The sequence below is a fragment of the Streptomyces sp. M2CJ-2 genome (assembly GCF_016757295.1).
Lineage (GTDB): Bacteria > Actinomycetota > Actinomycetes > Streptomycetales > Streptomycetaceae > Streptomyces.
This window is the reverse complement of sequence record NZ_JAESIF010000111.1, coordinates 1-11,755: the sequence shown is the minus strand read 5'-3', so window position 1 is coordinate 11,755 and position 11,755 is coordinate 1. Positions and strand designations below refer to the sequence as shown.

At 68.5% G+C, this 11,755-nt stretch carries 9 protein-coding genes and 1 pseudogene; 5 read left to right on the top strand and 5 right to left on the bottom strand.

Annotated features, from left to right (window positions below; genetic code table 11):
• Nucleotides 1-69: 69 nt before the first annotated feature.
• Complete coding sequence (locus tag JL475_RS36175) at nucleotides 70-4,884, bottom strand: hypothetical protein (protein ID WP_202282441.1); 4,815 nt, start codon at nucleotides 4,882-4,884, stop codon at nucleotides 70-72.
• A 112-nt stretch (nucleotides 4,885-4,996) separates the two neighbouring features.
• Between JL475_RS36175 and JL475_RS36170 the strand changes: the two genes are divergently transcribed.
• A complete protein-coding gene (locus JL475_RS36170) occupies nucleotides 4,997-5,617 on the top strand; it encodes a hypothetical protein (protein ID WP_202282440.1) in 621 nt (206 codons plus the stop codon).
• 51 nt (nucleotides 5,618-5,668) lie between these two features.
• Here JL475_RS36170 and JL475_RS36165 read toward each other — a convergent pair whose 3' ends face one another.
• Entirely contained in the window at nucleotides 5,669-5,812 is a 144-nt protein-coding gene (locus tag JL475_RS36165; RefSeq protein ID WP_202282439.1) for a hypothetical protein, read from the bottom strand.
• Between JL475_RS36165 and JL475_RS36160 the strand changes: the two genes are divergently transcribed.
• Together JL475_RS36160 and JL475_RS36155 are read left to right on the top strand one after the other, a co-directional pair.
• Nucleotides 5,799-6,533: a hypothetical protein gene (locus tag JL475_RS36160; protein WP_202282438.1), complete on the top strand. Its 735-nt coding sequence runs from the start codon at nucleotides 5,799-5,801 to the stop codon at nucleotides 6,531-6,533. The genes JL475_RS36165 and JL475_RS36160 overlap by 14 nt on opposite strands.
• 246 nt (nucleotides 6,534-6,779) lie before the next feature.
• Nucleotides 6,780-8,102 (top strand): hypothetical protein, encoded by a 1,323-nt coding sequence (locus JL475_RS36155; RefSeq protein ID WP_202282437.1) that lies wholly within the window; start codon nucleotides 6,780-6,782, stop codon nucleotides 8,100-8,102.
• A gap of 34 nt (nucleotides 8,103-8,136) precedes the next feature.
• Here JL475_RS36155 and JL475_RS36150 read toward each other — a convergent pair whose 3' ends face one another.
• The 3 genes and pseudogenes from JL475_RS36150 to JL475_RS36140 form a co-directional block, all read right to left on the bottom strand.
• Nucleotides 8,137-8,586: an ATP-binding protein gene (locus tag JL475_RS36150; protein WP_202282436.1), complete on the bottom strand. Its 450-nt coding sequence runs from the start codon at nucleotides 8,584-8,586 to the stop codon at nucleotides 8,137-8,139.
• Between the two features lie 187 nt (nucleotides 8,587-8,773).
• A complete protein-coding gene (locus JL475_RS36145; protein WP_202282435.1) occupies nucleotides 8,774-9,781 on the bottom strand; it encodes a hypothetical protein in 1,008 nt (335 codons plus the stop codon).
• A 188-nt stretch (nucleotides 9,782-9,969) separates the two neighbouring features.
• A pseudogene (locus JL475_RS36140) lies at nucleotides 9,970-10,347 on the bottom strand (ATP-binding protein); the annotation flags it as partial.
• A gap of 567 nt (nucleotides 10,348-10,914) precedes the next feature.
• Here JL475_RS36140 and JL475_RS36135 point away from each other — a divergent pair.
• Both JL475_RS36135 and JL475_RS36130 read left to right on the top strand, forming a co-directional pair.
• Complete coding sequence (locus tag JL475_RS36135) at nucleotides 10,915-11,424, top strand: DinB family protein (RefSeq protein WP_202282433.1); 510 nt, start codon at nucleotides 10,915-10,917, stop codon at nucleotides 11,422-11,424.
• 77 nt (nucleotides 11,425-11,501) lie between these two features.
• Entirely contained in the window at nucleotides 11,502-11,687 is a 186-nt protein-coding gene (locus tag JL475_RS36130) for a hypothetical protein (protein WP_202282432.1), read from the top strand.
• Nucleotides 11,688-11,755: the final 68 nt, after the last annotated feature.

Genomic DNA, 11,755 nt, shown 5'->3' with positions numbered 1-11,755 from the left:
TGTTCTACCAGCTCGGCCGCCCTCGCCGGATGCGGGCATCGGAACCGAGATCACGACCCCGAACAGGCCCTAGGGCAGGTCGATGTCGAAGCCCTGCGGGGTCGGCGTGGTTCTGAAGCCGAGAGTCTGCACGGCGAGTTTCAGCTTTCCTCTGCCCATGTCCCTGAGGAACCGCTTGTAGGTGTCCATCCCGAACAGGGTCTGTAGCGCCTTGCCCAGTTCCAGTGAGGTCAATGTGCGTTCCTCTCCTCGGGCCTGTTGCACCAGGTCGAGGACGGCTCCTCGGAAGTCCGCGGGCTCGCCGCGGCCACGCCGACGGGCGGCGAGCGAGCGCAGTATCGCCGGATCGACCCGATACGGCCTCGGGCCGGGCGGAGCGCTCGCGGGTGTCAGCGGTTCCTCCGGTTGCGGCTCGGGCGTTGCCTTCATGTTTGTGGGCGTGGGCGTGGGCGCGGGGACGGACAGGGCTGGACTCGACGCACCCAAGAGCGGCGACTTCCTGGGAGGTTCCGCGTTGGTCAGCGCCTCGGGTGTCTCCCCGGGATAAGTGGGCTCCCAGGCGCGCAGGCCCTCGTAGCTGAAGCCCAGGTAGAACTCGACGGGCGCCTCGATGTCACGGGTCTTCCGGAAACGGTTGCGGGGGGTGAAGAAGGCCGGAAGGCGGCCGCGCCTGATCCTGAGCCTTCCGGACTGAGGGCTCTTGATCTCCTGGATGATGCCCTGTACCCGCACCAGCTCCTGGGGGTGGCTCCAGAAGCCGGTCGACCCGTGGCGTTGCTGGCCCATCTCGCTGAAGTGCACCAGCGGATGGGGCCGTGAATCGCCTCCGAGCCACTCGAAGCTCCACTGCCTGCGGTGCGCACGGCTCAGCCGCGTGGATTCCTCGAGGTAGTAGCGGATGCGCTCCTCGTCCTGCGCGTCGCCGCGGTACCAGATGAGGAAGTGCAGGATGTAGAGGTAGTAATTCGCATCCAGGCTGTTGCGCTCCGAGGCGAACCAGGCGAGCCGTTCGAGGGCGTGCGTCTCGGAGTACTCAGGGAGCTTGCGATAGGACTGGAACCACAACCGCAGGTCGGCGTTGGTGGCACGGCCGCTGTTGACGGGTTCCTCCGCCATCTGGGCGATGGTCCGCACCTGGTCCTCGGTCAGCTGCGACCAGTCCCGTCCGGCCTTCGCGTACAAGGTGCGGGCAATGGCCAGGTCCATTTCGGGATTCGCCGTGCCGCGCCGGCGCAGTTCCTGCCACTGCTCGACCAGCCGCTCGACGTCCCCGTACAGCAGGGTCAGTTGGTTGTCGAGCCGCTTGTAGTAGTTACCCTCGGCGTTGATGTTGCGGAGGTTGTCGAGGAGCTCCTCGGCCCGACCTATCTGTTCGGTCACCCATACGGCCGAGGGAGCGTCGCTCTCCATGAACTCCGCGAGGCTCGCCTCACCCGAGGCCTTCCAGAGGCGTTCCACGACGGTCGCGATGAGCTGGATGGGGGTGGACCACGTGTAGTCGGTGTTCTTGTACTTGGCGGCGTCCGTGAAGGCCTCCATCGCACGGTCGAACAATGGTTCCACGGATGCGAGCAGATCTTCCGGTGTGTGACGCTCACCGTCCCTGATTATTTGTTCGAGCGCGTTCTCGATCCAGAACCGGCGGACCATGCCCAGGGTGTGCAGATGGGTCGCGTCCCGCCCGTTGGACTTCTCCACGGCGGTGCGGACGAAGTCTTCGGCCGCGCCGAAGTCCGCCCGCACCTTGTAAATGGCGAAACGGCCCCGATGGTTCCAGAAGTGCGCGTTGTCCGGACATTCGGTGGTCAGTACCTCGAACACCTCGGCGCCGGCCTCCGTCGACATGCTCTCGATGAGTTCCGAGAAGTTGTCCGGCTTCTGCCCGTCCCTGGCCATGTTGGTGCGCCTGATGAACAGTTCGTTCAGCAGGTGTGCGGTGGTCCTGTTGTCGGGACCGAGCAGGGAGGTCGTCCGCCTGATGAAGTCCACGGAGATCTTGCCGAGGCTGTACTGCTCGCCGTCGAGTTCCTCCTTAAGGACGTACTCCGCGATCAGGGGATGCAGGAGTCGCAGCGCGCCACGCTCCGTCACGACCAGATGACGTAGGTCCGGGCCGAGGAGTTCGCCGAGTTCGGCGTTGGTCAATGGCGAGTAGACCGGCCGTTCGCGTCGCATCCACGAATCGACCATGACGATCGACAGGCCGAGTTCCTGGCCGTAACGGGTGAGCAGGGCAAGGTGGCGGGCGAGTTCCTTCTGTTCCCGGGTCAGCTTGGAGAAGTGATTGCGTACGTACGGGGCGATGCCCTCGAACTGCTCCTCGTAGACGCACAGTCCGAAGTAGAACGGCGACAGCTTCTGCGTGGCCACCTCGTCGGTGGCTCCCTCGGACAGACTGTCCAGGAGCCGGCGCGCCCGGTCGGTGTCCGCGCGCTCCCGGAACTTCTTGAGGAAGCGGCTGCGCTCCGCACCCTGCAGCGGATCGAGCAGTTGGTGCCCGCCTTTACGCCGCATGTTCGTGCGGTTCACCCATAGGAGAACGGCCCGGGTGTTGCGCTGAGCCAGGGTGTGGACCAGTTCGTCGCGGTCGTAGTCCGGGAGGATCGCCGACTCCGCGATCACGAGTGCGGGGTAGCCGGTCTCCTGATAGATCTCGTCGATGCGGTCGGCTGTGGTGTCCGAGTAGGTGCGCAGGAGCACGGTCGGATAGGTGTGGTGCAGGTTCCAGGCCACGCGGCGGGCCAGTGTTGTGCCACCGGCGCCGGGGGAGTGGTCGAGACGCACGGTGGCGAGCTGGTGGTCGTTCAGCCGCTGGGTGATTTCGTTCTCCAGGGCGTTGTAGGCATCACGCTTGACATCGACCGGGACTTCCAGCTCCTGCCAGGTGGGCGGCCGGCCGCGCCAGAACTCGTCCGCCGTCTGCTGGGCGGGCACGCCGGCGGAGAGGATTTCGGAGTGCAGTACCTCCAGATCGACCGAAAGGCGCTGGAGATCGGACCATCTCAGCGCCCAACGCTTCCCGTCGAGACCGGGCAGTGACGGGGAGGTACCACTCTTGTCCAGTGGCAGGGACTCGGCGACGACGGTGAGGAAGGCGTCGAGGTCGATCCCGTTGATGGCGGGAGACTGCGCCAGTTCGAGTTTCCTAGCGATGCCGTCGTACCGTTCGTCGATGTAGTCGAGCACACGGTCGATCTGCTGGTCCCGGTGTCCGGAGCGCAGGACCAGGACGGCGGCGGACTGGTTCGGAGTGCCTTCGTGGGTCGCGTCCACCAGCTCTCTGACGCGCTTGAGGTGGCCGCGGCGGCGCCACAGATCGTCGGAGTTGGCGCTCGGCTCGTCATGACTCGTCCAGCCGTTCGCCATCAGCCAGTTGGTCGCGTTGTCGGAGGGGACCGGATCGAGGTTCTCGCCGAAGACGCTGACGTGGCGCCGTTCGGTGAGATCGGACACGACGAGCGAGGACAGGCCGTTGTCGTCGCTGTCCGGATCGAGGTCGATCACCGTTGCCCAGCCGCAGTGCGCAAGTGCGGCCAATTCGGGCTTGGCGGCCACGCTGTCGGAGACCAGGAACAGGTCCAGGCCCGAATGGGCCTGCCGGAAGGGCTTCCACAGGTGGAGGGCCTTCTCCGCAGTGACCGGGGTGGCGCTGGAGCTGGTTGCGAGGCCCACGGTGCCGATGGGGTCCTCTTTGGCTATCTCGACCCACACCTTGGCGTGGCGATCCCGCAACAGCAGCCGCGCCGCCCAGCCCGCGCTGGCCAGGGCGGCGTGGCGCAGGGACATGTCGTCGAGGGGTTTGGCGGCCCAGTTGAGGCCGGCGGCGACACGGGCCATGAGCATCTGCTGCTGCCAGACGTCCTCCCGCTTCTGTTCGCGGGTGGCCAGAACGCTCCGTGTCTCGGTGCGGATACGGCGCAGCAGAGCGATGAGGCCGGAGTCGTTGAGATCCAGCTCCACGGGCACCGCCAGGGGCTGCTCGTCGAGTCGGGCGAGCAGGGGGAGCACCCGGCCGCTGGTGGAGTGGCCCAGCCCGAACAGCAGCGCGGACAGCTCCAAGTAGGCGTGGTCGTACAGAAGCGGGGTGGGGGTGTCCCAGTTGACGTCAATGAGCCAGTACGCGAGATCCTTGGTCAGGCGGGAGCCCCGGACCAGGACGTTGCGCAGATGCAGGTCGCCGTGGGCCGGCCCACGGAAGCACGCCAGATCCCGTCCGGAGAGGCCGACGTGGGGATCGAGCAGGACAAGAGGGTTCGGCAGCAACTCGCCCTCGTGGCGGAAGACGTGTCTGGTCCCCTGCACGGGGCCGAGCACCTCGCGAACGCGGGAGCCGCGCTGGTTGTCGGGAAAGGTGCTGCCGAGCCACTCGCGCAGGACCGAGCCGACGGTGCCCTGGTAGTCCGGGGGGCCCGCGACGGCGAGCTGGGCGTTCAGCAGTTCCCTGGAGGCCCGGGCGCAGGTCTCCTCCCGGTCTTCGGCGTCCACGTGCTCGGCCGAGCGCAGATGGTCGAGGCTGAACCCGGCGATGTCGTACACATCGACGCTGGTGCCGGATTCCTGGAGCGACTGGACCAGTTGCGGAACGCGAGTACGACCGTACCCCTCCAAGCCCTGCACGAACGCGTTGTGGGCGTCGGCCTGCGGACGCCTGGTGGAGAAACCGGCCTTGAAGATGTACTGGCCGTTCAACACCCCGTCGCCGTCGCCGACCGGGGCCTGGGCGATGTCGCACAGCATTACCCGGGCATCGGTGTAACCGCCCGCGAGCGGTTTCACGATCTCCACGGAACTGGCACGGGGTAAGTGACTCCGCAACAGCGCCAAGCCGGATTCCAACACGTCGCGGCCGGGGACCCCGTCGCTCTTCGCCGAGTCGCGGTTCATGTCCACAGATTACCGACGTGGACCACAAATGCACACCGAAACCCGAGGCATCTTTCCGTAACGGCCTCCGTGTCGGGCCGATTTGGGCTTTCCTTTCCCTTCAGGGGGCAGGGTGGCCGACAGAGGCATACCGACCGCGTTCGAGGCCGGCGACCGGGAGGAGAGCACTTCGATGGAGGTGATGATCGCGGCTGTCGTCGGTGTGTGCGGGACGCTCTGTGCGACATGGCTGACCCAGCGCAGCGCGGAGCGGTCGCGGGAGGCGGAGCGCCGTGACGCCGAACACCTGTGGCGGGCCGAGGGCAAGGTCCGCGAGGAAGAACGGATATTCGAGCTGCGCCGGGTGAACTACATCGCCCTGAACCAGGCCGCTCGTCGTTACTTCGGGGCACTCGCCAACGAGCTTCACCGGCTGCCCTCGGACGGAGGCGGAGACGGACGGGAGCCGACGGAGGAGCTTGCAGACCTGGAGGAGGTGCGCATCGCCTACCGGGCCTGTTATGTGGAGGCCCAGATGGTGGTGCCCGACAGCGTACTGACCGTCGCCTCGGCCGTGAATCGCGAACTGAACCAGGCTTACGGGATCCTCAAGCGACTGCACGCAGGAACCCCTCGCGAGCGGGACGACCCCCGGCAGGTCCGGGCTCATCTCGACGCTGCCCGCGGCCTCTTGCACGACCTGCGCCGTGACATGCGCCTCGACCTCGGCATCACGCTGTCCATGAACTCCTGACCCGATGGGGGTGTTCCTCGCACTGACGTCGCGCTCGGCTTCCCAGGCCGTCTACCAGGAGGCTGGGACGTCCCACCCGCCCCGGACGTCCAGGGTGTGCAGCAGGTCGGTGATGCGCCCGAGCAGATGGCTGCGAGCGTCCTCCCGGGGCTTGTCGGGTACGGGAGTGCCGCGCCGCTCGGTGAGCAATTTCATCAAGGCCCATGTCACTCGCTGGCTGGCCGCGCAGGGGCATGCGGCCCAGGGCGAGTTGCGCAGCTTCGGACACTGCCACGGTGATGCCGTGGACTTCTGGCTGTGCCGCCCGAAAACGCACCTCCGGTTCGAGCTCCACCCGGAGGACTACCGGAGCTGGCGCAAGGCGGCGGACAGCCTGGGCGCGAAGGAGGGCCGTATCGAGTGGGTCTTCGGCCGGGACGACGCGCTCACGGACGGCATGGTGGCGCGCCGAGGGTACGCGCTGCTCGTGCGGTGCGAGACCGAGGGCAACGACCGTCGTGTGTTCATCGGCACCGTGACCGACGGAAAGAGGACGGACCGGGCTCCCCTGGAGCACTGCCGGATGACCGAGAGCGGCCTCGTCACGCCCGCGCTCGGGGAGCTGCGCGCCAAGGGAGCGGTCCGCGACGACAGCACCCCCTTGAACTGGGGCGACCTCCGTCTCAGGGCGGGTGGGCAGCTTCCGTCCCTGCACCCCGACGACCAGGTCGCGTTGCTCGTCGCGGTGGACCGGGACACACCGGCCGACGAGCCGCTCCTGTCCACACTGGTCGACAATTCCGTCGCCGCCCCGCACCGGCTCTATCGTCAGGTGCGCCTCGGCCTCGGCCGGGAACCCGTCCCCGATACGGAGCTCGAAACCCACCGGGCCATGGAGGTCCTGCGGTTGCGGCAGCTCTGGCGATACCGGCGGTGAGCGGGTCGGGGTTCCGGCGTTCGTGACGGGGTGGGGCGAAGCGGTGTGCGTCACCCGTCGGCTGAAGGGGTCGCACGGGGCGCAGACGCGGTGACGACGCAACGGAAGTCGCAGGCGTGCGAGGAAGCCGGCCTGGTTCCGGGACGGTCCGATGTGGATCGAGTGACGCCCGGGTGCTGTGATTCGGCTATACGGTTCTGCTGGGACGTCAGCCGCGGGCTGACGTGGGGAGGAGTTGGGGGGACGATGATCGACTACCGCAAGAAGGCAACCGTTCCAGTATGGACGCTGGCGACAGGTGACGTCCAGGTGCCGGCGGTGGCCGGGGGCGGGCCGATGACGGCTGAGCGTCTGGCCGAACTACGCGGTGTGCTGGCCGCGTTGGCCGACCGGCCGATCGCCACGCTCGAGGTGCATCCGCTGCCGGACAAGCTCGACCGCGGCCGGGGCATCTCGCTCGATGCCGCGAGTCCGCTGGCACAGCACCTGTCGCAGCTGGTCACGCAGTCGGCGCGCGGTTCCGCCGCGGCGGCCAAGACGACGGCTGTCGGCGAGGGGCTGTACCGCATGGTGGTTCCGGCGAAGGTCGCCAAGCAGTTGGGGCAGGGCACCCTCCGCTCGATGCCGTCGAAGGCGGTGGCCGGTGGTATCCGCGGCCCCATCGTGAATTCGACGACGGGCAAGATCGTCGCCAACCCGACGTTCGTGCGGGTCGAAGGAACGGCAGCGGCGGGCACGGTCGGCGGGGCCGGTGCGACCGCCGGTGTCGCAGCCGCCGGGGGCACGCTGCTCACCGTGGCCGCACCGCTCGTGCTCATGGCCGTGGCGGTCGGGGTGAGCGCGCATGCCGACGCCAAGCGGCAGGAGGCCATCGCGCACATCACGGAACTGCTGGAGCAGCTTCAGGCGGACAAGCTCGACGACGAGCACAGCGCGCTCAACGGCTGCCGTCCCGCCATCGACAAGGCCACGGCCATCCTGCTCGACCAGGGCAGGCTCGGTGTCTCGCTGGGACTCGACTCGGCGGTGCACGCCATCGACACGGCACTGAGCAAGGCCGACATCCGTCTGGCCCGGTGGACGAGCGCGCTCGACCGGCTTCCCGACGGCGAGCCCGTCGAGATCGGCACGCTGACCGAGTCGTTCCCCGGCGTGGACGACCAGGGTGGCACGTTCCGCACCCACCTCGAACTGGCGGCCCTGGCCATCGCGTTGAAGCGGCGTGTCAACGTCCTCCAGGCGGTCGAGCAGGCCCAGAGCGAGCCCGACAACCTGTTCGAGAACTTCACCCGCGCGCTGAGGAGCGAGGAGCAGCGCCTCGACGAGCTGGAGAAGGGCCTTGCCGGTGTCCTGCTGCGCCTGTCGGCGTTGGAGCTGGCCCGCCCGAAGAGTGTGCGTCCCGTCTTGACGACCGGTGAGGTCGACCGGCTGATGCGCACGGCGTACCAGATCCGTGGGCTGGGCGACGGCGTCGCGGTCAACGGCCGCCCGACGGATGTGGCGATCGAGATCGCCCGCGAGAGGGACGGCTCGGTGGTCGTGTTCCCCGCGTTGCCCGCGGAGGTGTAGGCGCGCGGGCTTCCGCTCTCCTCGGGCGACGCCCTCACCCGTCGGCCGGTGTAGTCAGCACCGCCCGGACGGTCTTGCCGCCGGGCGGGTGGGGGACGCAGTCCCAGTGGTCGGCGAGGGCGGTGACGAGTGCCAGGCCGCGTCCGCCGAGGGGGAGCGCGCCGGGCCCGTCCTCCGCCGGGGCCGGCCACGGCCACAGGTCCCCGCGGGCGTCCGTGACCTCGACGCGCAGACGGTCCGCGGCGGGGTCGAGGGCGAGGGTCAGCCGGAAGCAGCGGCCGGGCACGCGGCCGTGCAGGACGGCGTTGGCGGCGAGTTCCGCGACGACGAGTTCGGCACGCTCCGTGAGGTCCTGCGAGGCGCCTCGGGAGCGCAGTTCGGTCACGGCGAGGAGCCGGGCGAGACGGGCGCCGCGCCGCGTGGACGACAGCAGCTGGGTGAAGGTGCCGGCGGGGGCGCCCACTGGGGATGTTGCGTGGTTCATGCCGTCAGACTGGCGCTCGGGTGCGGGCGGGGGCGAGTGCCGCGCCCCGTACGCAGGGTGACCGTACGGCGACGGAGGGGAGTCGGTGCGCTTGCGGAACGGGCATGTGCGAGGCGTTGGGGACCGGGCCGTGAGCCGGGCGGGCCGCACCCCGGAGTGGGGTGCGGCCGGATGTGCGCTTTCGGTGTCAGTCGGCCGAGGACCCGGGGTTCCTCGGCTCTTGGCTGGGGACTGCGGTGTGCTCCGGGCTCTGGGCGGGGGCGGGGACGCGGTTCGTGGCGGAGGGTGCGGCGAAGATCTCGTCGAGGGTGGTGGCGTCGATGGCGCGGTCGAACCAGAGATCCAGGAGCGGCATGTCCGTGCAGGTGATGACGCGCCGTCGGGTCTCTTCCGTCATCGGGAAGCCGCGGCGCTCCATCAGGCGCAGCAGTCGCTCGGCCATTCCGGCCATGCGTCCTTCCTCGCGTCCTTCCTTGAGTCCTTCTTCCTGTCCTGCGAGGCGGGCGTCGCCCACGATGGTGCCTCGCCTGGGGGTGAAGAGGGTTTCCATCAGGTTCCTCCAGATTTTCCGGGCGTGTTCGCTGCCCAAGCCGTCCTCGATCAGTCCCGCCAGGTCGTCCCGCGCTTCACGGTCCGTGTCCTGGGCCAACGCCTCGCCCATTACCGTCAGTATGCCCTCGATGTCCGGGTCGTTGCTGTGGATCCACAGACAGAAGGCGGCGAAGTCCAGGTCGGCCGAGGCGTCCTGGATCCGGCTGACACGCGGAACGTTGGAAGGCCCCAGTACGTGAGGCACTGTCACCTGGGTGGGGCGTTCCAGGCCGGTGCGCAGAGGTCTGGCCGCCCATGCCGCTGTTGCCGTGTCCACGCACAGGACCAGCAGGACGACCTCGAGTTTGTACCGGTCACGCAAGTACGCGACGTAGTACGGCCACGAGGTCTCCTTCTTCGTCTCGACGCCGGTCTGCGCCTCGACCAGGAGGATGAACGGCTCGTGCCCGTCGGGACGGACCACCCTCAGCACGGAGTCCATGCTCCGGGTGAACATCTTCGGAGCGCCGGAGGCGTCCGTCGGGAGAGTCTCGGTGGTGACACCGGGCGGGATTCCGAGGTCCAGGAGGTCCAGCGCACGGTTCAGCGCTTTCGGACGTCCCGGCAGGAAGCCGTGCAGGGTGTCGTGACTGACGTTGGGCATGACGTGAAACTATGGGCGAAGTGAGAACATTCGTTGGTGTTTGATGTGTGATCACCCGTTTGGTGGAGTCCTCTGGGGTTGACGCCGAAGCGTGCGGTCGGGGCGGCCACGGCGTGTCACGTTTCGGCCGGTGTGGTGAGCAGCGCCCGGACGGTCTTGCCGCTGGGCGGGTAGGGGACGCAGTCTCAGTGGTCGGCGAGGGCGGTGACGAGGGTCAGGCCGCGTCCGGTGGTGCTGAGCGGGTCGGGCTCGGTGCCTGCCGGGAGGGAGCGCGGGCCCAGGTCACCGCGGGCGTCGCTGACCTCGATGCGGAGGTGGCCGGCGGACGGGTCGAGAGCGAGCGTGAGCCGGAAGCAGCGGCCGGGCACGCGGCCGTGCAGGACGGCGTTGGCGGCCAGTTCCGCGACGACGAGTTCGGCACGCTCCGTGAAATCCTGCGAAGCACCCCGCGCGTGCAGTTCGGTCACCGCGAGGAGCCGGGCGAGACGGGCGCCGCGCCGCGTGGACGACAGCAGCTGGGTGAAGGTGCCGGCAGGGGCGCCGACTTGGGGTGTTGCGTGGTTCATGCCGTCAGACTGGCGGTCGGGTGCGGTCGGGTGTGAGTGCCGCGCCCCGTACGGAGAGTAGGCGTACGGATGGGGGAGGCGGGCGGTACGCCGGATTCCCGCGACGCTGTGTGAGGAACGCGGGAAGGCGGCAGAAGGTTCCCGATGTCCCGGAGCACGCCCGCGGCCGGGTCGGTCGAGCGGTTCGGCGGTGGGTGGGAAGCCTTCGCGGCACCGTGGCGCGTCGGCTGCCCCGTCGTCCACGGCCCACTCGTGCGGCACCGTCCGGCCACCGCCGGAACCGGTACGGCGCTGCGCGGGCGGGGGCGCGGTGGTTGTACGGCGCTTCCCTCGGGCGGGTATGAACAGCACCGGGAAAACACACGGGAGGGTGTGCACGGCCGAGTCCAACCAGATGATCGATTCCAAGGGGCAGGTGCGGCTGCGGGGGCCAATGAGCCTTTCCGGTTCCCGTGTTCGGCGACCTCCGTGGGAACAGTCAGGTCCGGTTGACGGCCCTCGTGGGGGGACGGCCGACGGGAGTGGATACTGGCCGCTCAACGCAGGCACGGATGAGGAGGACGACCGGTGACCGGCGACAACCGCACAGGACCGCCCGGGTTCGGCAGCGAACGCGACATGCTGCGGGCTTTCCTCGACTACCACCGCGCGACCCTCGCCATGAAGTGCGAAGGGCTCACCGACGAGGAGCTGCGGCAGCAGTCGATGCCGCCGTCCACGCTTTCGCTGCTCGGTCTGGTGCGGCACATGGCGGAGGTGGAGCGTGCTTGGTTCCGTCGGGTGTTCGAGGACCACGACGCACCCATGGTCTGGTCCGACGAGATCGACTTCCAGGCGGCGTACGACGCGAGCGCGTCGACCAGGGACGAGGCGTTCGCGGCCTGGGAGGCCGAGGTGGAGAACTCACGCCGTGTCGAGCGGGAGGCGGAGTCCCTGAACCAGGCCGGGTATCAGCCACGATGGGGCGAGGAGGTGTCGCTGCGGATGGTGATGGTGCACGTGCTCCTGGAGTACGGCCGCCACAACGGGCACGCGGACTTCCTGCGAGAAGGTGTCGACGGGACCGTGGGCGCCTGAGTCCGCAGGAGCCGTACGACCTGCGCTGACGCCTTGACGCCGGCGAGTGGAAGGCGGGCGACGAGTTTCCGGGAACCGTGGCCGTCGCTGCCGAGTACGACATCGGCCGTTTCACCGCCGTGCGTGCTGCCGGCGTGCCGGTGACGGAAGGCAGGGTGCGGAAGGTGATCCCGCGCGGGTTTTTCGTCATCGGACGTGCTCTCGGTTTTACCCGGCACCATGCCACGAATGCGAAAAGCCCGGACGGCGGTCTGGTCCAGTGAATCCTTCTCGGTAACCATTCGTGACGTTTCGTGATCTTCGTTCAGGTGGTGCGGCCGTGTTCGAGCTG

Excerpts from the sequence above, each read along its gene's own strand:
- JL475_RS36150 (WP_202282436.1), bottom strand. The coding sequence starts at position 8,586 with ATGAACCACGCAACATCCCCAGTGGGCGCCCCCGCCGGCACCTTCACC.
- JL475_RS36175 (WP_202282441.1), bottom strand. The coding sequence starts at position 4,884 with ATGAACCGCGACTCGGCGAAGAGCGACGGGGTCCCCGGCCGCGACGTG.
- JL475_RS36165 (WP_202282439.1), bottom strand. The coding sequence starts at position 5,812 with ATGAAATTGCTCACCGAGCGGCGCGGCACTCCCGTACCCGACAAGCCC.
- JL475_RS36155 (WP_202282437.1), top strand. The coding sequence starts at position 6,780 with ATGATCGACTACCGCAAGAAGGCAACCGTTCCAGTATGGACGCTGGCG.
- JL475_RS36145 (WP_202282435.1), bottom strand. The coding sequence starts at position 9,781 with ATGCCCAACGTCAGTCACGACACCCTGCACGGCTTCCTGCCGGGACGT.